Below are 20,716 nucleotides of genomic sequence, written 5' to 3' on the forward strand. Positions count from 1 at the left end.
TTGCTGGAGGCAACCAGGATGCCGGTTACGGTCCTGACGGCCCGAGCAGGTGGAGCATCGATCGGCGGATCAGGTCGTTGCGCATCGCCTGGGTGGTGAGTCCCTCGGCGCCGAAGCCGACGAACACCGTGTCCTGGGTGGTCACGCCGGCGCCTTCCTCGAAGGCGGTCTGCGTGCGGATCCAATCGTTCGGGTTGGCTGCGGAACCCTCGGCCGGGCCGGACACGGTCCAGCCGCCCAGGTCGGTTTCGAAGGACGTCTCGGTCGAGGTTGCTCCACCGATGGTGACCTTGGCGTCATCGAGGAAGACGCCCAGACCCTGTGTGCCCCAGTCACTGACGTAGCTGATCGAGACCTCGACCTGCTTGCCGGCATAGGCCGTCAGGTCGACGTTCCAGTCCTGCCAGCCGGAGCTGGTGCCGGTGGCGGCATGCCACGCCCCGCTGCTGCCGGTCGGCTCGCAGGCCGCGTTCTGGTAGTGAGCCAGGTGCGGATGCAGCTGTGCCACCCAGCCGGCCGGGCAGCTCAGGCCGGTGTCCTGCCCCGTATGCCCTCCGGTGTCCGGCAGCGTCGTCCAGTTGTCCAGGCCGACGGTGTGCGCCTCGACCATGAGGTAGTCCCAGTCGGCCTCTGTGTCGTACGACGCCTTGAAGGAGAGCGAGCCCGACGTCATACCGGTCAGGTCGATCGTGCGGGTCAGCCGCTTGTAGCTCACGTCCGCCCGTTGGCTGTAGAGGTACCAGTCACCGGTGAACGGCTCGTACGGCGCGCCCCCCGGCCGCTGCCACTTGAAGGGTGCCGAACTCGCGAACTGCGGGAACTGCGCGGGTGGCAGGAAGCTGGAAGTCAGCAGGAACGCCGCCGTGTGGTTCTGGTTGTTCGCGGAGTCGCCACCGTTGAGTGTTCCGGCGAACCCGTTGAAGGCGCCGCTGACCCCGGCGATCGGGAACGGCCCGGTGTCGCCGGTACCGCCGTTGTCGACGTAGTTGTAGGCCCCGAGCCAGTACTGCTGGAAGTCGTTCAGCAGGGGCAGACAGGGGTAGACCTGCGGAGTCCTGCACTCGGTTTGCGTTTCCTCGAACGGGTTGTACCAATAGACCCCGTCCGCGCCGGTGGCGAAGCCGGCGTACTTGCCCGTGTAGAGAAGCTTGCCGCCCTCGTTGAGGTAGTCGCGGACGCTCAACTCGAGGTCCAGTGCCAGTTCGGCGGCGGTGCCACCCACTTGGCCGACCTCACGGGTGATGATGTCGTCGCCGTGCTCCCAGACCACCGCCCGGTAGTGCGACAGCACGCCGAGGTGGTGCGGTGCGGTCCTGTTGTTGGCGTCCACGTCGTACACGTCCGAGCTGCGACCGGCGGCAGTGAGCGCGGCGGCGTACTCGTCGGCGTATTTGGCGGTCGTCACGCCCTGGACCGGGCTGAGACCCGTGACGTCCTCGGCGGCCAGGATCAGCACCGTCCCGCCGATATCGGCAGCGACCTTGTACGTGAAGTGGTCACTCGCGACCGGGCCCTTGCCTGGCTTGAAGCCGGTGAACCAGACCTCGACGGAGTCACCAGGCCTGGTACGGCGTACCGTCCCGCGGAACTCGGCGTAGTAGTCGCTGTGCGTATCGCCGTACCGCTCACCGCCGTTCCACTCCGCGACCGTGTCGCTGACGGTGCGGCCACCGTTGATCTTGTAGTTGATCCGCATGCTCTTCAGCGCCCGCTTCGCGGTGACTGCGACCGGCTGGGTGCGGCCGTGCGAGACCGCGAACGGGTCGATCACCAGGTCGGCGGCCTGCAGGCCGACCACGGAGACCGGGTCGTCGGGGTCGTGGGCCGACTTCGCGACCGAGAGCGCGAACGGGATGTTCTTCGCGAACTCGGCCTGGATCAGTTCCTCGTCGTCGGGGAAGTTGAAGCCGCTGACACAATCCTCGGGTAGCCACTCGTCGTTCGGGTCCGAGGCGGACACGACCTGGCAGGTCGTCATCTCCGGGGTGAATCCGAGGATGCCGTACGCGACCGTGGCGTGGGTGTCGGTGTCGCCGTTGGTGGTGTAGAGCTCCGCCGAGATGTCCGGGTCGTAGCCGGGCACCGCCGGGTTCGCGTCGTCGCCGACCATCGCTTCGTAGATGACGTCGTCCGGCGTGGGCGTGCTCACCTGCCAGCCGAGGCCGTACAGCAGCAGTTCGGCCGCGGAGTGGTAGTTGATGAAGTGCTTGAAGCGGATCTGCCGGAAGAGCCGGTCGAGCGCCTGCGTCTCGGGCTCGGAGTTCGGACCGGTACCGCGGAAGGTCTGGCTGCTCGGATCGGGTGATGAGCCTTCGTTGTCATAGCCCCACTTGACCGCGAAGTTGCGGTTCGGGTCCACGCCGTCCAGGCCGTCGATGACACCGTCGCCGTTGTTGTCCTGCAGGTTCTTGCGCCACAACCGGTTGTTCTCGGTGAAGGTGTAGTCGTAGCCGTCGGGGTTGGCCACCGGCAGGAACCACAGTTCGGTGGTGTTGACCAGCTTGGTCAGCTCTGCACTAGTGCCGTAGCCGTCCAGGTAGTGATGCATCAGCCGGCGCACCATCTCGGGCGTGATCCACTCGCGCGCGTGCTGGGCGCCGGCGTACAGCACCGCCGGCCGCGTGCCGTCCGGTAGGTAACGGGCGCTCTTGGTCACCTTGACCGCGTAGATGTTCTGGCCGTTGACGGACTTGCCGAGGTTGACCAGCTTGGCCAGCCCGGGGTGTGCGCGGGCGGTCGCGATCAGCTCGTCGCGGATGCCACCGGCCTCGCTGTACGAGCGGTAGACGGTTTGGCCGGCTAGGGCGAGCCGCGCGGCCTCGTCGGAGGCGTCCCGGCCCTTGACCTTCTTGACCCTCAGGTCGACGCCGTCGGCGCGCAGTTTGTCGGCCTCCAGGTCGGTGATGATCGCCTCGACGCTGACCTTGCCGTTCTTCGCCTCGCCGGTCGAGACGTCTTCGTGGTCAAGGCCGAGCTCCGCCAGCTTCTGCAGCTGGTCCGGGGCGAGGTCGCCGACGTACACCTCTAATCCGCCATCACCCCCTTGAGCCGGTCCGGCGGTGGCCGCTGGACCCGCAACCAGCGCGCCCGCGGCAAGTGCCAGTACTGCCAGGAAAACAGGTGATTTACGCATGTCGCCCTCCCCGGTCGACGGTGCATCTCTGTGCAGAGTCCAGCGGTCCGGGCCGGGAGTCAACAGCTCGGTCCGGGCGCGCGTTCTTGTCGCTCTGTGCTACCAGTTGATTGCGAAAGGCAATCGATCGCCGTGATGCTCTTCACCAAGCCGTTTCCGGGCCGTCAGCAGGTGGCCCGTACGATGGAGACTGTGACTGCCCAGCCTGAGAACACCGGAACGCCGACCGCGCTGAAAACGAAGCGGGTGCTGCTAGCGGCCCCGCGGGGGTACTGCGCCGGTGTCGACCGGGCCGTGGTGGCGGTCGAGAAGGCGCTCGACCTGTACGGGCCGCCGGTCTACGTGCGCAAGGAGATCGTGCACAACAAGCACGTCGTCTCGACGCTGCAGGCGCGCGGCGCGATCTTCGTCGACGAGACCGACGAGGTGCCCGAGGGCGAGACGGTGATCTTCTCCGCGCACGGCGTGGCCCCGGTGGTGCACCAGGAGGCCGCCGCGCGGCAGCTGAAGACGATCGACGCGACCTGCCCGCTGGTCACCAAGGTGCACCACGAGGCCAAGCGATTCGCCGCCGTCGACTTCGACATCCTGCTGATCGGTCACGACGGGCACGAAGAAGTGATCGGTACCAGCGGCGAGGCGCCGGAGCACGTTCACCTGGTGGACGGCCCGGGCGACGTGCCGAACGTCGTCGTCCGTGACCCGGAGCGAGTGGTCTGGCTGTCCCAGACGACGCTCTCGGTGGACGAGACGATGGAGACCGTACGCCGGTTGCGCGAGCGGTTCCCGAAGCTGCAGGACCCGCCGAGCGACGACATCTGCTACGCCACCCAGAACCGGCAGACCGCGGTGAAGAAGATGGCGCCGGACGTCGACCTGATGATCGTGGTCGGCTCCCGCAACTCCTCGAACTCGGTCCGCCTGGTCGAGGTCGCCCTCGAGCACGGCGCCCAGGCCGGCCACCTGGTCGACTATGCCGCCGAGATCGACGAGTCCTGGCTGGAAGGCGTCGACTCGGTCGGCGTCACCAGCGGCGCCAGCGTGCCCGAGCTGCTCGTGCGCGATGTGCTCAGCTGGCTCGCCGAGCGCGGGTACGGCGAGGTGCAGGAGGTCACCACGGCGGAGGAGAGCCTGGTGTTCTCGCTGCCGCGCGAGCTCCGTACCGACCTGAAGGCCGCCGGCATGGCGACCACAGGCACGTCCGACCACGCCTAACGGATCACCACCGGCAAGCTCTTCGTGACGGTGAACGGTCCTTTCGGCCCGCAGTACCGGACGGTGTAGATGAAGGTGAAGGTGCCGGCCGGGTTGTCGTCTCGGTCAGCAGTGCGAGGACCGAGGCGGCACTGTCTCGGTCAGCAGTGTGATGACCGGGCAGGGGCGAAAGGTTGAGTCGTGATCAGGCGGAGTCGAGGTCGTAACTGTTCTGTGCCGCCGAGATGGCCGGCATGTGCTCCTCGGCCCAGTCGCTGACGGCCCGGATCGGTCCGATCAGCGACTCGCCCAGCGGCGTCAGCGTGTAGACGACCCGGGGCGGTACTTCGGCGAAGACCTCGCGGGTGATCAGGCCGTCGCGTTGGAGCCGGCGCAGCGTCTGGGTCAGCACCTTGGGCGCGACCCGGCCGATGCCGTCGCGGAGCTCGGTGAACCGGAGCGGGCCCTTGCTCAGCAGCAGGACGGACAGCACGGTCCACTTGTCGCCGATGCGGTCCAGCACCACCCGGGTCGGGCAGTCGGGGTCGAAGACGTCGCCGCGGCTGAAGATCTTGGCGACGAGATGCTCTCCATTAGTAACCACCAGGTACTTATAGCACGTTGAAGTAGCTGGTTACCAATGGTTACTGTCGGCCGGGTTGAGTTCGGTCGACGAAGGAGAGTGGCAGTGAAGATCGCGATCTACGGTGCGAGCGGGATGATCGGCAGCCGGGTGGCGGCCGAGGCGGTCAGCCGGGGGCATGAGGTAGTCGGCATCACCCGGTCGGGTGGCGAGGTGCCGGCCGGCGTACGGGCTGTTGCCGGTACTGCGAACGATGCGGTGTCGGTGAAGGAGCTCGCGTCGTCGGTCGACGTACTGGTGTCGGCGATGGGGCCGAGCCGGACCGGGGGAGATCCGCAGAAGTTCGTGGATGCGATCGACACCCTGATCGCGTCGGCTGGTGGGACGCGGTTGCTGGTGGTCGGTGGCGCGGGCAGTTTGGTTGTCGATGGCAAGCGTTTGGTGGACGGCCCGGGCTTCCCGGAGATCTACAAGGCCGAGGCGCTGGTCCTTGCCGGGGTGCTCGACACCTTGCGTGCGACGCCGGCCGGTGTCGACTGGACGTTGCTGTCGCCCGCCCAGGTGATCGAGCCCGGCGAGCGTACCGGCGTCTTCCGCCTCGGCCTCGACGAGCCAGTAGGCCACCAGATCTCCGCTGAGGACTTCGCTATCGCGCTGGTTGACGAGATCGAGCAGCCGGCCCATTCCCGCCGCCGTTTCACTGTCGGCTACTAGCGACCTCTGCGGTGTAGAGGTTGAGGGTGTAGTCCCAGCCGGTGTCGTAGGCCGCGCGGGCCTCGGCGCCGCCGGGGTGGCGGTCCCAGCCGGTGTGGGTCAGTTCGACCTCGGTGCCGTCGTCGACCGGTTTGAAGCTGACGGTGATGTGGCCGGCCTGTGTCGGGTCGCTGCCGGGGTGCCAGGTGAAGGAGAGGCTCTTCGGCGGGTCCCAGTCGGAGATCGTGCCCCAGTAGCCGACCGGCCCGTCCTCGCCGTACTCGATGATCCGGCCGCCGACGGCGCCTTCGAGCTTGACGTCGGTCGCCTTGCTCTGGCCGACCGAGTGGGTCGCGAGCGGCCACCAGGCGCCCATCTCGGCGGTGAACAGTTCGAATGCACGGTCCGGGTCGGCCGGCACGACCACCCGCTTGGTCAGTGGCGCGATGCTCATGCCTGCTCCTTTTCGGTCTGTCGTACGTGCTCCGCGAAGGCGTCCAGCGCGTCACCCCAGAACTGATCCAGCCAGCTCCGTACCTCGTCGAGGCCGGCCCGATCGATCCGGTAGATGTTCCTCGTGCCCTGAGCCTCGTGGTCGACCAGCCCGGCCAGGCCGAGCACCTTCAGATGCTGGGAGATCGCGGGCCGGCTGACGGGCACCCGCTCAGCCAGCCCGGTCACCGAACTCGGCCCGCCGCGGCGCAAGGTCTCCAGGATCGTGCGTCTGGTCGGATCGCCGAGGGCGTCGAGCACGGCGCCGGCTTGGTAAGTGCCCACGAACGGTAAGCTCCCACTAACCATCTCGCCTGTCAAGGGCAGGGAGAACCCCGGGTCCCCCGCGCGGGCAGTGGCGGGAGACCCGGGGTCGCTGATCGGCCGGCCTTAGGCCGGTACCGGCTGTCGGTCAGTTGAAGGGGTCGAGGGTGATGTAGGCCTGCTGCGGGTTGCCGTCGTGGACGAGCGACTCGTGGGCGCCGACGTCGTCGAAGGCGAACCCGTAGGCCTTGCCGTCGACCATCTGCGCGTGGATCTTGCGGGAGTAGTGGTTGGTGACGTTGTCGAGGTAGAAGCCCGAGTTGTTCGCGTCGGGCTGGTTCGGGTTGGTCAGCAGCGTGGACCGGTTGAAGCCGGCGCACAGCGTGCGTGAGATCGGCCCGCGGACCAGGTCGTTCGGTGCGTCGAGCAGACCCGCGCAGCCGAAGATGCTGGCCGAGTTGGGTTTCTGGAACGAGGTGACCACCGCGCCGGAGGTGTTGGTGAAGTTCATGACGTTGCCCGAGACGCGGCCGAAGTACTTGGTGTTCGGCTGGTTGCCGAACGGCGTGACGGTGAGCGTCTGCGAGCTGTACTTCGACCAGACCCGGTTGACGTAGTCGTCCATGATCGAGGCCGGCAGCGCGCCGGTCTCGACCCCGTACGTCGGCGCGAGCGCCCGCAGTACGGACCCGTTGGGTGCTGTCTGGATCAGGTTCGCCCAGCCGCCGGGCTGGCCGCGGAGTGCGTTGAAGAAGTTGTTGTAGCCGCCGGGCTTGAGGTGGCCGGTGTTCTTGGTGCTGCCGTTCGCGAGTTGGACGCCGACGGCGTACGGGGCGGAGAACGTGTCGACCTGGGTGCTGTTGATCCACAGGCCGGAGTCGTTCAGCGTGTACTCGGTCCAGTTGAACAGGATGTTGCGGTTGGGGTCGCTCGGGTTCTGGACGGCCGGTTGCACCAGGCCACCGGTGGTCAGCTTGAAGACGAGCTTCTGACCGTAGGAGAAGTAGACCCGGCCGGAGAACTTCGGCATCCGGATGGTGATCGACTGGCCGTTGGCGGGCCCGGCGATGGATGCGTCGGGTGCCGGGGTGGGCGGGTTGCCGCCCGCGGGCCAGGCGTGGAAGGTGCCGTTCGCGTCGGCCCAGCCTTGCTGGCCGGTCTGCAGGTTGGTGCCGAGGTTGTAGATGTAGACGGCGTCGCCACGGCCGGAACTGTTGGAGATCTTCAGCGGAATGGTCGCCGGCACCGCGTCGGCCGGCATCGCGACGGTCGCGACGAGCCCGGCGGCGACGGTACTCGCGGCGGCCAGAACCGCCAGCAGTTTGTGTTTGATGCGCACAACTCCTCCTCAGTTTGTCCCGTGCGAGAGAAGGTGGAGCTCATCCGACGAGGGACGGTGGATCACCGGACGAGTGAGAGCGCTCTCATCGTTGGATCCTCCACCCAACTTGTCAACCTCTGACCCGTGGCGGCTTTCCGACGCTTGATATGCCCACTCCCTCGGGTTTCTGATGGGACTTGGCTGTCAATGCTGTGGGGCATGGGTCAGCACTTTGTGACGAGCGTCGAGTTCTCGACTGTCCGTACTCGGTATCCGCGGGTTGTCGGGCGGAACGCGCGGCTGGGCAGTCACGGTGATGGTGGTGAGGACGGGATCGTGATCGTCCGCACCGACACCGGGAAGGTCGGGTGGGGGCTGGTCGCCGGTCCGGTCTCGGCTGTCGACGTGGTCGGGCGGTCAGTGGATGAGCTGATCGATCCTGCTGCGGGTGTGCGGGATGACTCGCTGCGAGGGTTGGACTTCGCGCTGCATGACCTGGTGGGACAGATCGAGGATGTGCCGGTGCATGCGCTGCTCGGCGGACAAGGGCCGGCCACGGTTCCGGCGTACGACGGTGCGATTTACTTCGCCGATCTCGATCCCGACGAGGGTCCGCGCGGAGTGTCCGCAGTACTTGCTGACTGTGCTGCCGACGCTGCGGCTGGATATCGGGCGTTCAAGCTGAAGATCGGGCGCGGGAACCGGTGGATGGAGCGCGCGGCGGGTGATGCCAGGGACATCGAGGTGACCAGGGCTGTCCGGGAGGCTTATCCGGAGTACCGGATCCTCGTGGATGCCAACGACGGCTACGACTGCGACGGCTTCCTCGAGTACCTGCGGGCGGTCGACGACTGCCAGCTGTACTGGGTGGAGGAACCGTTCCTTGACGACCCGGACGACCTGGCTCGGTTGCGGAGTCATCTGCGGGAGGCCGGATCGGCGACGCTGATCGCGGAAGGCGAGAGCGATCCTGACCTGGAGCTCCTGCTGGAGATCGCCCGGCGCGGAGACCTCGACGTCCTGCTGATGGATGTGGTCTCGTTCGGGCTGACGAGTTGGCGCTCGGTGATGCCGGGAATCGCCGAGCTCGGCGTCCACGCCTCACCGCACGCCTGGGGACTACCACTCAAGACCCTGTACGCCGCTCAGCTCGCCGCCGGCCTGGGCCGCGTCGACACGGTTGAAAGCGTTCCCGGCGAAACGCTCGGCGTGGACACCAGCGCGTACCTCTGGCGAGACGGCGAACTCACAGTCCCCGACCGCCCCGGCTTCGGCCTGCCGTTGCCCAGCTAGTGGTGTGTCGCGTCAAAAACTCGGCACTGGCGGCGCCCAGGCGGGCACCTCGCCGCGTTGGAGGAAAGGGCACGATGGAAAAACATCGAGCCCTTCCCTCCGCCTTGCGAGGCACCCACCTGGACACCGCCAGCACTCGAGTTTTTGACGCGACACACCACTAGCCGGTTTGGGTGTCGAGGCCGGGCAGGGGTGGGGGCTCTCGGCGGGTCTTGTCGATGGTCGGGCCGGGGAGCCAGCGGTGGGTGTCGGGGGTGTCGTCGATGGCCAGGAACTCGGGAGCTGTCAGGGGACGGGCGGACGCCTCGATGGATTCCATCGCGGTGAGCTCGGCTTCGGTGACATGGAGGTCGCGGAGTTTGCGCGCGGTGGTGAAGACGCGGCGTTCGAAGGAGCCGACGGTGCTGTTGTAGGCGTCGACGGCTGAGGTCAGGGAGCGGCCCACCCGGCTGAGGTGCTCGCCCATGGTGCTGAGGCGTTCGTAGAGTTCGCGGCCGAGCTCGAACACCTGCTGGGCCGACTCGGTCAGGGCCGACTGGTTCCAGGCGTACGCGGCTGCTCGCAGGGTGGCGATGAGGGTCGTCGGAGTCGCCAGGATGACGCGGCGCTCAGCGGCGTACTCGAGCAGGCTCGGCTCGATGTCCAGCGCTGCCGAGAGGAACGACTCGCCGGGGACGAAGAGGATGACGAACTCCGGCGTCGACGGGAGTCTCGACCAGTACGCCTTCGCCGAGAGCTGATCGACGTGCGTGCGCAGGTGCCGCGCGTGGGCCCGCAGGCGTTCCTCGCGGAAGTCCGCGTCGTCGCTCTCCGCCGCCTCCAGGAACGCGGCCAGTGGCACCTTCGAGTCGACGACCAGATTCTTGCCCTCGGCAAGTCTCACCACCATGTCGGGGCGCAGCAGCCCGTCGTCCGTCGTGGTCGTCGTCTGCTCGGTGAAGTCGCAGTGCGCGACCATGCCGGCCAGCTCGACCGTACGCCGGAGATGCAGCTCACCCCATCGCCCCCGCACCTGCGGTTTTCGCAGCGCGGTCGACAGCGAAGCGGTCTCCCGGCGCAACGCCTCCCCGCTCATCCGTACTTCGTTCACCTGCTGGTGCAACTCGCTCTGCCAGGCAGCGCGGCCCTTCTCCAATTGGTTGAGTTGGGCATGCAATCGGTCGAGCGACTCCTTGACCACTGCCTGGCCTGACATCTGCTGCCCGACCGTGGTCCGCTCCTGCGTGAGCTCCACCACCCTGTCCTCAGCCGCGTCCCGCTCGGCCGTGATCCGCGCGAGCGAAGCACCGTCCCGCCCTCGCGACCAGAGCACGCCGAACACCCAGCCGAGCCCAAGCCCGACCAGCAAGAACACCAGGAGCAGCAGAACCGCAGTACCGGTCATGTCACAGACAGTCGCAGACGCCACCGACAATTTCCGGACGACAAGCCCAGACAGACGAAATAGCAGGTCAGCAGGCCATTGCCGGGAACGAGTAGCCCTGGGCCTTCAGCAACCGGAGGGCCTTGTCCAGGGCCGCCACGGTCTGCGTGCGGTCGCCGCCGCCGTCGTGCATCAAGATGATATTGCGGCGGTGAGCGTGGGTCATGATGTTGTTGACGATCGCCTGCGTGCCGGGACGGGCCCAGTCGCGCGGGTCGACGTCCCAGAGCACCTGGACCATGCCGGCCGCCTTGATATCGGCGCGGACCTTCGGGTTCGAGGCGCCGTACGGCGGGCGGAAGCACTTCGACTTCGGGCCGTCGAAGATCTCGTGCCGGCGGTTCTTGGCCGGGAGCGCGGTCAGCTGCGGGTGAGTGATCGAGTGGCTGCCGATTGTGTTGCCTGCGGCAAGGATTTGCTCCCGCAGCCCGGGGTGCGCGGCCTGCATCTTGCCCAGCTCGAAGAAGGTTGCGTGGGCACCGTACTTCGCCAGTACCTGCAGGATCTTCGGCGTCCAGACCGGGTCCGGGCCGTCGTCGAAGCTGAAGAACAGCACCTTCTTGTTGCCGGCTGCTGCGGCGGCGGTCGGATCGCCGGCCGGTGTCCGCGGCGTATTGGTGTCCGGCCCGCCCGGCGTACCGGGGGTGGGCGTGGTGGTCGGTGTCTCACTCGGCGTCGTGGACGGTGTGACATTGGCCGCTGACGTCGGCTTGGGCGGGGTCGTATGTCCTATCGCCAAGGCGATCAACGAGCCGATGACCAGAGCGGCCGCGGCCCCGGTCGCGATGATGGCGGCAAGCTTTCGGGACATGATGCTCCCTTGCAGATCAGGCGGATGTTCCCCAGACACGCTCCCCCTCAAGGAGCTTTCAGTAGATGAGACGCCCTAGGTCCTGACCCGGTTGGCAATCCTGTGTTGCGGGGAGATCTCAGTCGCTGTCGGAGTCGCTACGCTGGCCGGCGTACCGCGGTGATAAAGCCTTCCCTCCAAGGACTTCACGCTCGCGACCAGCACGAAACTCATGCTGACCAGCAGCGCCCAAGCGCCGAACTTCGCCGGGTGCACGAGCCGCCAGACGTCCACCTGGTCGGGGTAGTTCCACGCGTCCAGGAAGGTGCCGAAGTTCTCCGCGATCCAGAGGAAGAAGCCGATCAGCGCGAACGACAACGCCAGCGGCATCCGGTATCGCCGGGCGCCGACTGTGTAGAAGACCCAGGTGCGGCGCAGTACGAGCAGAAGTCCGAGCGCGATCGGGATGCGCAGATCCACGATCCAGTGGTGGGTGAAGAAGTTCGCGTAGATCAGTACTGCGAGCACAGTGGTGAGGATCGGGCGATAACCACTCACCCGCAGGTCGAATCGGCGCCAGGCCTGGCAGATGTAGCTGCCGACCGCGGCGTACATGAAGCCCGCGAACAGCGGCACCCCGCCGAACTTCGTCACCGCGTCGCCGGGGTACTGCCAGGAGCCGATCTGGACCTTGAACAGTTCCAGCGCCAGCCCGACGAGATGGAAGCCGAAGATCACCGCGATCTCGCGCCACGTCTCCAGTCCGGCCAGCCAGAACCCGAACGTCAGCAGCAGACAGAAGACCAGCAGAGCGTCGTTCCGGGCAATCGGGAGGCTGAGGTACTTCGAGACCGCGAGGCCGGCGAAGAGCGCGGCGGGGAAGAGACAGGAGACCAGTTGCGTCAGCCCGAACCGCAGGAACTGCGAGCAGGCGACCACAAGGCGTGATCGATGGCCGAGGCGAGCTGTCCAACTGGTCACAGACTGGAGACGCTGCTTGCCCTCGGCTGGTTCGGGCGCCGGCGGATTGGGGTGCGGCGGGTCCGGCCGCGTACTCTTGCTGCCCGTGGCACTTTCCATCGGAATCGTCGGGCTCCCCAACGCGGGCAAGTCCACCCTCTTCAACGCGCTGACCAAGAACAACGTGCTCGCGGCGAACTACCCGTTCGCGACGATCGAGCCCAATGTCGGGATCGTCGGCGTACCGGACGCGCGGCTGGGCCAGCTGGCCGAAGTCTTCGGCTCGGCCAAGCAACTGCCGGCGACCGTGCAGTTCGTCGACATCGCCGGCATCGTCCGCGGCGCGTCGGAGGGTGAAGGGCTGGGCAACAAGTTCCTCAGCCACATCCGCGAGTCGGACGCGATCTGCCAGGTCACCCGGGTGTTCCGCGACGACGACGTCACCCACGTCGACGGCAAGGTCTCACCGGCCGACGACATCTCCACGATCCAGACCGAGCTGATCCTGGCCGACCTGCAGACCGTCGAGAAGGCGATCCCGCGGCTGGAGAAGGAGTCGCGGCTGAAGAAGGAGAGCGTCGCCGTCCTGGAAGCGGTCCGCGAGGCGCAGAAGCAGCTCGAGGCCGGTACGCCGATCATCGCCACCAACGTCGACCGCGACGCGATCCGCGAACTGATGCTGATGACGGCCAAGCCGTACCTGTTCGTCTTCAACTGCGACGCCGACGAACTGGCCGACGAGTCGCTGAAGCAGCAGATGCGCGACCTGGTGGCACCGGCCGAGGCGATCTTCCTGGACGCGAAGTTCGAGGCCGAACTGGTCGAGCTCGGCGACGAGGACGAGGCCCGCGAGATGCTCGCCGAGATGGGCGTCGAAGAGCCCGGCCTGGACGTGCTCGCCCGCGTCGGCTTCGAGACCTTGGGCCTGCAGACCTACCTCACGGCAGGCCCCAAGGAATCCCGCGCCTGGACGATCAAGAAGGACGCCACTGCCCCCGAGGCAGCCGGCGTCATCCACACCGACTTCCAGCGCGGCTTCATCAAGGCCGAGATCGTCTCCTTCACCGACCTGATCGCCGCCGGCTCCATGGCCGCCGCCAAATCCGCCGGCAAGGTCCGAATCGAAGGCAAGGACTACATCATGTCCGACGGCGACGTCGTGGAATTCCGCTTCAACGTCTAGTTCTCGCTACGGATATGGGCTGGTAGTCGTCGACGTAGCTGAGCAGGACAGCGAGGCTGAGTAATTCGCCATAGCGTTCCTGAAGAAAGTCATACGGCTATGTGGCGTCCGCATCGACCGGGCGCAGTTCCTCAGGGCAGAACTTCACCGAAGAGGTATCGGTGCAGCCGCGATAGATCGAGCTGTCAGCGAGAATCCAGCGGTGGCGGGCATTTCGCCGGCCGTACTCGATGAGATCGCCAGAAGTGTTATCGAGTTCGAGACCAGAAAATCCACGGCATTGTCGTTCGCGGCCGGCCTGCCTGGCGGGTTTGCCATGATCGGCACGGTGCCTGCTGACATCACTCAATTCTATGTTCACGCCTTCAGGGTTATGCAGAAGATCGCCTACCTCTATGGCTGGCAGTCGTTCTTGGATGACATCGACGACTTGGATGATGAATCTTTGGGCATCCTCGCGGCGTTCCTCGGCATCATGATGGGGGTCGGCGGTGCATCGGTCTCAGTGGGTCTCTTTGCAACTCAAGTTGCCCGTCCCGCCGTCCAGAAAAAGATCGCAAGTGTGGCCCTGACCAAAACCGCGTGGTACGTCCCGATGAAGCAGACGCTGCGGGTTATCGGAGTGCACGTAACCAAGCAGAGCTTCGCCAGGACTGCGAGCAATGTCGTTCCGGTGGTGGGGGAGTGGTGTCAGGCGGCCTCACCTTTGTCACTCTCCGAAATCAATCGAAACGGCTCATCGAGCATCTCAGGGAGCTCCCACCTCCGAATGTCGACGCGGAGGTCTACCTGGCAGCCGTGAAGCGAGTCGATGAAATGGCGCCGAACAAGGCCAAGAACATAGCCGGCGCGATTGCCGGAACAGCAGGCGCCGTTGGGTCCAATGTAGCGGGGTTGTTCAACTCGAAAAGAAAAGAACAATCAAGCGAGGAAAGTCCCCAAAGCGAAGATTTGAACGGCGAAGATGCTTGAGGAGCAGTAGACATGCAGCATGCTTCCTGAGCGAAACATCTGTTACGTCTCACCTTCACGATGAAGCGATTAGGCGGCTAACGCCCGTACGTCGGCTACTACGTCGTCCACCATCAGATGGCAGCTCAACGACCCTCAGCCGAGCTTCTTCGCCGGGCCCCGGACGGGCGAGGCCACCGTCGGCCGGCCGGGGTTCGTGGTAGCCGTCAGTCGGTTGGCAGTTGGTCGAGGACCGGGGATGACGGCCGTTCCCGTCCGACGCCAGTTGACGTTGGTTGGCGAGGTGACTGGGTGGAGTTCCGCTTCACGTGTGGCCAGGTGCCTGAGCTGGTAGGTGCGCACTCCCGGCCAGTGTCTGCGTTCGAAGACACCGGCTCCTTGTCTTCGTTCGTGGACAAAGCCGAGCGCGCTCGGCCGCCGTCTTGGCCTGGTGGAATGCTCGGTAATGCCTGCTGTGGTCGGCGTTATTGGGTATACTGTCGTTTCTGGTCGTCATTAGCGTGCGGAGGTGAACGTCATGGCGCGAGCTCCAGTGCCGGCGAAAACCAGGCTGAGTGCTCAGCGGATCGGCGAGTACCTCACCGCCTGGCGCAAGCTCCAGAGCCTCACGGCCCAGCAGGTCGCTGATCGAGCCGGGATCTCTCGCGATACTTTGCGCGATCTGGAGAAAGGACAGACCACCGTAGGACTCGAGGCCTTCCTCAATGTTGCCCGCGTCCTTGGCACGCTCGATCGCGTGGTCGAAGCGCTGGATCCCTACGAAACCGACCTCGGACGCGCTCGTGCCGACCAGGTCCTTCCCAAGAGGGTTCGGCCATGACTGAGACGGTATTCGTCGCGGCCGACCTGGACGGGCAGACGGTCGAGGTCGGCAGTGCCTACTTCACCCGCCGCAACAACGTCACCACCACTGCGTTTCGGTACGACGAGGAGTACCTCGCTCGCCCTGGCGCGTACACCATCGATCCGTCCATGCCACTCCTGGAAGGCAATCACACGGTCGGTGGGCTGCCAGGCGCATTCGCAGACTGTTCGCCGGATCGTTGGGGCAAGAACCTGATCGCCAAGATGGTGCGCCTCAAGGCCTTGCGCGACAGCCGCACCGCGCCGTCGGTCAGTGAGGTCGACTACCTCCTCGGGGTCAGTGACCTGACCCGCCAGGGAGCGCTACGTTTCCGCACGGAACGCGACGGAAGCTTCCTCGACCCGGATCTGACCGTCCCGAAGTTGGTGGAGCTTCCCCGCCTGCTGCACGCGGCTGATGCGGTTGAGGCCGACGTCGACGATCTGGCGGCGATCAAAGACTTGCTCGATGCAGGATCAGGGTCGTTGGGTGGCGCACGGCCGAAGGCGTCCGTGCGTGACGGACAGCGGCTGCTGATCGCCAAGTTCCCTCACCACAACGACGAGTGGGATGTGATGGGCTGGGAGAAGACTGCTCTCGATCTGGCCGAGCGGGCGGGAATCGAGACTCCGACCAGGCGCCTCGTACCGGTGGGCGGAAGGAATGTCCTCGTCCTCGATCGCTTCGACCGCAATGGCGTGCATCGCATCGGCTACATCAGTGCGATGACGATGGTCGGAGGGCGGGATGGGGTGCCCGGAGACTATCTCGAGGTTGCGGAGACGTTGACGGAGTTCGGGTCCCAGACCACACGGGATCTACAGCAACTCTGGCGAAGAATCGTCTTCTCGGTGGCGATCCACAACACTGACGACCATCTGCGTAATCATGGCTTTCTGCGCGCTGGTCCCTCCGGCTGGAAGCTGTCGCCGGTCTTCGATGTGAACCCGAATCCGGATGCGGGCGCGCAGCGCGTCACCGGCATCGGTGGAGCAACTCGACAGGCCGACGAAGTGGAAGGACTGACCGCGTACGCCAGTTCGTTTCGGGTCGGGGTGGGCGACGCGAAGGAGATCGTCCGTGAGGTGCTCGACGCGACGTCGGAGTGGCGGCAGGTCGCGACCGGCAATGGTGTGTCACCCGGCGAGCTGCCGCGGTTCGTAGCTGCCTTTGACGGAATGCGCGAGCGCCTTGAACGTCTTGCTGGTTGAGCTGTTGTCGTTGCCAGAGCGCTGATCTGCCAGGGAATCGGTAGGTCGCCCGCCCTGCGGGGTGGTGGCGGGTGGCGACATCGTTGGGTGAGGGCGCTGTGAGCAGTAAGCGAGTGGAAAGCAAGTAGAAATCGTTGGTGAGTAGCTTCGCGGTGTCACTGCATAGATTTACAGATCGAAGATGATTCTGCGGCAACTCCGAAGACATCAGCTTGCGGAGACGAACGTGGGGCGCCGCGACGGGGTAGCGGCGCCCCAGTGTGCCGGCAGAAGCTAGGTCAGTAGGTCACGTACAGGTTGAAGCCGCCGAGGGACGGGTGGGCGGGGCATTCGTAGTACTGCGCCTTCGGGCTGTACCTGAGGATGCGGTCGCCCTCCCTTGCGCATTCCGGGTACGTGGTGAAGTGGCCCCTTTAGAAGGTTGCAGCCATGGCAGGCGTCGCGGTGGTGGCGGCGATGCCCACGGTGGATGCGGCCAGTGCGGTGATTGCGAGGAATTTCCTCATGTTTCTCCCGAGATAGTGGTCTAGTCCGCACGGGAAGATGGTCGTTCGAGGGTTCATCCTGCTGCGCTCCAGGAAATTGGTCGCTGGGGTGAGGGGTGGCGATCTAGGGTCGCTGGATGGTTGATGCGTTGTTTTGGGAGCCTCGGTTGGCGGCTGTTTATGATTCGCTGGAGCCGGAGCGGCGGGCTGATCTTGATGCCTATCTGGGGATGGCGGCGGAGTTCGGGACGGCGCGGGTTCTGGATGTGGGGTGTGGGACGGGGACGCTTGCGTTGTTGCTGGCTGGGCGTGGGGTTGACGTGGTTGGGGTGGATCCGGCGTTGGCCTCGTTGGAGGTTGCTCGGGGCAAGGTTGGGGCTGAGCGGGTTCGGTGGATTCATGGGGATGCCGCCGCGTTGCCGCCGTTGCAGGTGGAGTTGGCGGTGATGACGGGGAACGTGGCGCAGGTTTTTGTCGAGGATGACGACTGGGCGACGACGCTGGCCGCAGTACGGCGGGCGCTGGTACCTGGTGGGCGGTTCGTCTTTGAGACAAGGGATCCGGTACGGCAGGCGTGGCTGGGCTGGAATCGGGAGCAGACCTACAAGCGGACTGACTTGCCGGATGTCGGAGTGGTGGAGAGCTGGACCGACCTGCTGGAGGTCCGGCTGCCGCTGGTGAAGTTCAGGGGGACTTACGTGTTCGCCGAGGATGGCGCGACCTTGACCTCGGAGTCGACGTTGCGCTTCCGGACAAAGGCCGAGCTCGAGGAATCCCTAACCCAGGCAGGCTTCACGGTCGACGAAGTACGAGACGCACCGGACCGCCCCGGCCTCGAGTTCGTCTTCGTCACCAGAAGGCTCTCGTAGTACGGCCCGTCAGTTGGGGTGGAGCGGCCAGGGTGCCGGGCAGGGGATGGGGGTCACCGGCACCCTGACCTGTCAGGGGGAAACCACTTGGGGTGGGTGGCCGGGCGGAGCGTCGTACCGGTGTGCCGCGCTGGAGGGCGGTCGGGGTGGGGTCCGGGGCCTTGTTACTCACTGTACGTCGGGGCGCCAAGCCGTGAGGCGGCTCGGAGGCGTGAGAACCAAGGGATTGCTGCGGAGAGTTACGGAGCGGCGACCGGCTGGGTGCGGTCCGTGGCGAGTTTCACGGCGAAGACGGCCAGGGCGGTGCCGGTCACGTAGCGGTGGATGCGGGACCAGAGGGGTTTGCGGCTGAAGAAGACCGCTACCGAGCCGGCGGTGATGACGAAAATCGCGTTCACCAGGACGCCGACCGCCAGTTGGGTGAGGCCGAGGAGCAGGCTCTGGGTGCCGACGTGGCCGCGGGACGGGTCCACGAACTGGGGCAGCAGCGAGATGTAGAGGATCGCGATCTTCGGGTTGAGCAGGCAGGTCAGCAGGCCCATGCCGAAGAGTTTGCGGGGGCGGTCTGGTTCGAGCTCGTTCGGGGTGAAGGCGGAGCTGCCGCCGGGGCGGAGGGCGCCCCAGGCGAGCCAGAGCAGGTACGCCGCGCCGGCCAGCTTCAGCGTCACGTAGATCTCCGGGACGAGCGCGAAGAGGGTCGCCAGGCCGGCGGTCGCGGCGAGCAGGTAGACGAGGAAGCCGACGCCGACGCCCGCGAGCGAGGTGAGGCCGGCGCGGCGGCCTTGGGTGACCGATCGCGAGACGAGGTAGATCATGTTCGGGCCGGGGATGACGACGAGGCCGAGTTCGATGAGCGCGATCCCGATCAGGGCTTCCGTGCTGACCACCATGACTGTTCCCTCCAGAGGTCGCTGCTGCCTCAGCGAAACTAGCAGCCGCCGCGTCCAGCGCCAGGAGAGTTTTCCTACCTTGAGACGGTAGGACCCGGACCGCCACCACACACCAAGTCGCGTTTGACGGGGCCGGCTCGGCGTGGCTGGGCGGGCGGGGGCCGCCGGCGGGCTGCTTGGTGTGTGGTGGCGGTCCAGGGTCGGCTGGATCCGACAGTTTGAGGGCCCCGCCGATAATGGCTGGCGGGAGGACAGTCACAATTGGTTAGCTAGAGCCTGAACGCCTGACGGTTTGTGAAGGAGACGGTATGAGCGACACGCCCAGCAAGCCGGCTAAGGACGATCTGCAGAAGAAGTTCCGCGAGGCACTCGCCAAGAAGAACCAGACCCACGAGTCGCACCCCGGCAGCGGGCCGCGGCACGAGGGTGTCGGCGAGGCGCACAACGACAAGCAGAAGCGCCAGTTCCGGCGCAAGTCCGGCAGCTGATTTCCGCCGCCCATCCATCCACCTCGAGCCCCGGGTTGCCGCCCGGGGCTCTAGCTTTTCCCGGTACTTCGAAGTCCGTGCTGCTGAGGGCTGAGGGGGCTCGGTTATCGTCGGCGGGTGACTGTGCCGCTGCATTTCGCTGTCAAGACCCGGCTGGTCGGGCTGCTCGAACGGCTTGGTGAGGGCGCCGCGTTGCCGCCGGAGCGGACGCTGGCGAAGGAGTTCGGCGTCTCGCGGTGGACGATGCGGCAGGCGATCCGGGAGCTGGTCGCGGACGGCCGCTTGCGGGCGCGGCAGGGGCAGGGGACCTTCGTGGCCACGCCGAAGCTGATCCAGCCGCTGGCGTTGGTGAGCTACACGGAAGCGTTGCGGGCGCAGGGGCAAGAGCCGGGGCGCGAACTGGTCGCGTTCGAGGAGATCGCGGCGGATGGGGTGCTCGCCGAGCAGCTTGGGATTGCTGTTGGCGATGCGGTCCATCGGCTGGAGCGGGTGCTACTGGCGGACGGTCAGCCGATCGGCTTGGAGACGACGTACCTCGCGGTGGCGCGCTTCCCGACGTTGCGCGACGTGCTGAAGCCGGAGGGGTCGCTCTACCGGTGCCTGACGGATGAACTCGGCGTCCGCTTCGGCGAGGGGGAGGAGCTGGTCGAGACGGTGATCGCGACACCTCGCGAAGCCGAACTCCTGAAGGCCACCCAGTCGCTCCCGATGCTGCTCCTCCACCGCACCAGCCGCGACACCGCCGGCCGCCCGATCGAGTCAGTCCGCTCCCTCTACCGGGGCGACCGCGTCGGCTTCCGCGCCACCCTCCGGCCTTAACCCCGGTACTGCGCCCTCAGCCCGTACTGCGCCTCGCTGCGGCCCAGTGGTCAGACGGAGAGCCGTTCGGTCGCCACTGCGAGCCAGTAGTCGACTGCCCGGGCTTCGTCATGCCGGATGACCCAGTCGACCATCCGCAGGCTGAGGTGGGCCCGGTATGCCCGCAGTCGATCTGCCGGTACTGCGGCGGCGATCAGAGCGTCGAGGCGATCTCGTACCGCCGTGTCGGCGCAGCGCCACGTCAGGTCGAACGCCAGCACCTCCAGCGAGAACCAGCGGTCGCCACGCGCCCAGCCGTCCCAGTCGATGATGCCGGTCAGCTGGCCTTCCGTGTCGACCAGGACGTTGCCCGAGTGATAGTCGAGGTGCACCAGATCGTCGCCGGCCAGCACACCCGACCCGGCCCGGCCGATCTCGCGAACCTGGCCGAGCAAGCGGCGAGTCCGACCAGCGGACCATCCACGACATCAGGCGGCGCGCCCGGCAGCCGCTCCTGGACGACGGCGTACAGGTCGTCCACCTGCACAACCAGCTCGTACCGCGGTACTGGTATGCCGCGCGTCTTGACGAGAGCCAGCATCGCCGTCGTCGAGCGCAGGTGCTCGCCCGCACCGGCAGGGGCGTCAGCGGCCCGGGTGAGCACGCCCTCATGGCCGTCCGGCCAGCGAACGAAGGCGGCACCGACCTCGCCGCCCGGCGCCGCTCCCAACAGTTCCAGCGAGATGCCGTGCTGCCGGTTGAGCTCCTCGACGATGCGGGCGGCATCGAGGCGGGGTACCGGTGGCGGGATGTTGGACTGCGAACTCATG

The 20,716-nt window shown here is 66.3% G+C and carries 22 protein-coding genes; 11 read left to right on the forward strand and 11 right to left on the reverse strand.

What is annotated here, in order from left to right:
* Nucleotides 1–25 precede the first annotated feature (25 nt).
* Entirely contained in the window at nucleotides 26–3,133 is a 3,108-nt protein-coding gene (locus A3ES_RS0104375) for a M14 family metallopeptidase (RefSeq protein WP_026162537.1), read from the reverse strand.
* Between the two features lie 183 nt (nucleotides 3,134–3,316).
* Between A3ES_RS0104375 and A3ES_RS0104380 the strand changes: the two genes are divergently transcribed.
* Complete coding sequence (locus A3ES_RS0104380; RefSeq protein ID WP_051084628.1) at nucleotides 3,317–4,348, forward strand: 4-hydroxy-3-methylbut-2-enyl diphosphate reductase; 1,032 nt, start codon at nucleotides 3,317–3,319, stop codon at nucleotides 4,346–4,348.
* 184 nt (nucleotides 4,349–4,532) lie between these two features.
* Here A3ES_RS0104380 and A3ES_RS0104385 read toward each other — a convergent pair whose 3' ends face one another.
* A complete protein-coding gene (locus A3ES_RS0104385) occupies nucleotides 4,533–4,931 on the reverse strand; it encodes a winged helix-turn-helix transcriptional regulator (protein WP_020385567.1) in 399 nt (132 codons plus the stop codon).
* An 84-nt stretch (nucleotides 4,932–5,015) separates the two neighbouring features.
* On the opposite strand from A3ES_RS0104385, the gene A3ES_RS0104390 reads away from it, so the two are divergent.
* Complete coding sequence (locus A3ES_RS0104390) at nucleotides 5,016–5,624, forward strand: NAD(P)-dependent oxidoreductase (protein WP_020385568.1); 609 nt, start codon at nucleotides 5,016–5,018, stop codon at nucleotides 5,622–5,624.
* On the opposite strand, the gene A3ES_RS0104395 is transcribed toward A3ES_RS0104390, so the two are convergent.
* The 3 genes from A3ES_RS0104395 to A3ES_RS0104405 all read right to left on the reverse strand — a co-directional run bounded on the left by A3ES_RS0104395 (nucleotide 5,608) and on the right by A3ES_RS0104405 (nucleotide 7,698).
* A complete protein-coding gene (locus tag A3ES_RS0104395; protein WP_020385569.1) occupies nucleotides 5,608–6,057 on the reverse strand; it encodes an SRPBCC family protein in 450 nt (149 codons plus the stop codon). The genes A3ES_RS0104390 and A3ES_RS0104395 overlap by 17 nt on opposite strands.
* Entirely contained in the window at nucleotides 6,054–6,380 is a 327-nt protein-coding gene (locus tag A3ES_RS0104400) for an ArsR/SmtB family transcription factor (RefSeq protein WP_020385570.1), read from the reverse strand. Before A3ES_RS0104400 ends, A3ES_RS0104395 begins: the two co-directional genes overlap by 4 nt.
* A gap of 127 nt (nucleotides 6,381–6,507) precedes the next feature.
* Nucleotides 6,508–7,698 carry a glycoside hydrolase family 64 protein gene (locus A3ES_RS0104405; protein WP_020385571.1) on the reverse strand — a complete coding sequence of 397 codons (1,191 nt, stop codon included), beginning with the start codon at nucleotides 7,696–7,698 and terminating at the stop codon, nucleotides 6,508–6,510.
* 201 nt (nucleotides 7,699–7,899) lie between these two features.
* Between A3ES_RS0104405 and A3ES_RS0104410 the strand changes: the two genes are divergently transcribed.
* Nucleotides 7,900–8,973, forward strand: coding sequence for a mandelate racemase/muconate lactonizing enzyme family protein (locus A3ES_RS0104410; RefSeq protein ID WP_020385572.1), 1,074 nt, complete (start codon nucleotides 7,900–7,902; stop codon nucleotides 8,971–8,973).
* Between the two features lie 160 nt (nucleotides 8,974–9,133).
* On the opposite strand, the gene A3ES_RS0104415 is transcribed toward A3ES_RS0104410, so the two are convergent.
* The 3 genes from A3ES_RS0104415 to A3ES_RS0104425 all read right to left on the reverse strand — a co-directional run bounded on the left by A3ES_RS0104415 (nucleotide 9,134) and on the right by A3ES_RS0104425 (nucleotide 12,167).
* Nucleotides 9,134–10,357, reverse strand: coding sequence for a DNA recombination protein RmuC (locus A3ES_RS0104415; RefSeq protein WP_020385573.1), 1,224 nt, complete (start codon nucleotides 10,355–10,357; stop codon nucleotides 9,134–9,136).
* Nucleotides 10,358–10,424: 67 nt separating this feature from the next.
* Entirely contained in the window at nucleotides 10,425–11,207 is a 783-nt protein-coding gene (locus tag A3ES_RS0104420) for a polysaccharide deacetylase family protein (RefSeq protein WP_020385574.1), read from the reverse strand.
* A 75-nt stretch (nucleotides 11,208–11,282) separates the two neighbouring features.
* Nucleotides 11,283–12,167, reverse strand: a complete 885-nt coding sequence (locus A3ES_RS0104425) for a DUF817 domain-containing protein (protein ID WP_237744853.1) — start codon at nucleotides 12,165–12,167, stop codon at nucleotides 11,283–11,285.
* Between the two features lie 85 nt (nucleotides 12,168–12,252).
* Here A3ES_RS0104425 and ychF point away from each other — a divergent pair, with 85 nt between their 5' ends.
* The 6 genes from ychF (at nucleotide 12,253) to A3ES_RS0104460 (ending at nucleotide 17,710) form a co-directional block, all read left to right on the forward strand.
* The gene (gene ychF / locus A3ES_RS0104430; RefSeq protein ID WP_026162540.1) at nucleotides 12,253–13,329 is read left to right on the forward strand and encodes a redox-regulated ATPase YchF; all 1,077 of its coding nucleotides are present in this window, start codon (nucleotides 12,253–12,255) and stop codon (nucleotides 13,327–13,329) included.
* Nucleotides 13,330–13,531: 202 nt separating this feature from the next.
* Nucleotides 13,532–14,131 (forward strand): hypothetical protein, encoded by a 600-nt coding sequence (locus A3ES_RS46235; RefSeq protein WP_051084625.1) that lies wholly within the window; start codon nucleotides 13,532–13,534, stop codon nucleotides 14,129–14,131.
* Nucleotides 14,128–14,301 (forward strand): hypothetical protein, encoded by a 174-nt coding sequence (locus A3ES_RS53790; RefSeq protein WP_157630336.1) that lies wholly within the window; start codon nucleotides 14,128–14,130, stop codon nucleotides 14,299–14,301. Before A3ES_RS46235 ends, A3ES_RS53790 begins: the two co-directional genes overlap by 4 nt.
* Nucleotides 14,302–14,818: 517 nt before the next feature.
* Nucleotides 14,819–15,121, forward strand: coding sequence for a helix-turn-helix domain-containing protein (locus A3ES_RS0104445; protein WP_040454012.1), 303 nt, complete (start codon nucleotides 14,819–14,821; stop codon nucleotides 15,119–15,121).
* Nucleotides 15,118–16,356 (forward strand): type II toxin-antitoxin system HipA family toxin, encoded by a 1,239-nt coding sequence (locus A3ES_RS0104450; protein WP_020385579.1) that lies wholly within the window; start codon nucleotides 15,118–15,120, stop codon nucleotides 16,354–16,356. Before A3ES_RS0104445 ends, A3ES_RS0104450 begins: the two co-directional genes overlap by 4 nt.
* A 652-nt stretch (nucleotides 16,357–17,008) precedes the next feature.
* Complete coding sequence (locus tag A3ES_RS0104460) at nucleotides 17,009–17,710, forward strand: class I SAM-dependent methyltransferase (RefSeq protein WP_237744854.1); 702 nt, start codon at nucleotides 17,009–17,011, stop codon at nucleotides 17,708–17,710.
* A gap of 239 nt (nucleotides 17,711–17,949) precedes the next feature.
* Here A3ES_RS0104460 and A3ES_RS0104465 read toward each other — a convergent pair whose 3' ends face one another.
* Nucleotides 17,950–18,600: a LysE family translocator gene (locus A3ES_RS0104465; RefSeq protein WP_020385582.1), complete on the reverse strand. Its 651-nt coding sequence runs from the start codon at nucleotides 18,598–18,600 to the stop codon at nucleotides 17,950–17,952.
* Nucleotides 18,601–18,908: 308 nt separating this feature from the next.
* On the opposite strand from A3ES_RS0104465, the gene A3ES_RS0104470 reads away from it, so the two are divergent.
* Both A3ES_RS0104470 and A3ES_RS0104475 read left to right on the forward strand, forming a co-directional pair.
* Nucleotides 18,909–19,088, forward strand: coding sequence for a DUF5302 domain-containing protein (locus A3ES_RS0104470; protein WP_020385583.1), 180 nt, complete (start codon nucleotides 18,909–18,911; stop codon nucleotides 19,086–19,088).
* Nucleotides 19,089–19,205: 117 nt separating this feature from the next.
* Nucleotides 19,206–19,907 (forward strand): GntR family transcriptional regulator, encoded by a 702-nt coding sequence (locus A3ES_RS0104475; protein WP_020385584.1) that lies wholly within the window; start codon nucleotides 19,206–19,208, stop codon nucleotides 19,905–19,907.
* 50 nt (nucleotides 19,908–19,957) lie between these two features.
* Here the strand turns inward: A3ES_RS0104475 and A3ES_RS0104480 are convergent, their stop codons facing one another.
* Both A3ES_RS0104480 and A3ES_RS53795 read right to left on the reverse strand, forming a co-directional pair.
* Nucleotides 19,958–20,278 carry a phosphotransferase gene (locus A3ES_RS0104480; protein ID WP_026162542.1) on the reverse strand — a complete coding sequence of 107 codons (321 nt, stop codon included), beginning with the start codon at nucleotides 20,276–20,278 and terminating at the stop codon, nucleotides 19,958–19,960.
* The gene (locus A3ES_RS53795) at nucleotides 20,224–20,715 is read right to left on the reverse strand and encodes a hypothetical protein (RefSeq protein ID WP_026162543.1); all 492 of its coding nucleotides are present in this window, start codon (nucleotides 20,713–20,715) and stop codon (nucleotides 20,224–20,226) included. Before A3ES_RS53795 ends, A3ES_RS0104480 begins: the two co-directional genes overlap by 55 nt.
* Between the last annotated feature and the right edge of the window lies 1 nt (nucleotide 20,716).

This window comes from Kribbella catacumbae DSM 19601 (genome assembly GCF_000372465.1).
Classification (GTDB): Bacteria; Actinomycetota; Actinomycetes; order Propionibacteriales; family Kribbellaceae; genus Kribbella; species Kribbella catacumbae.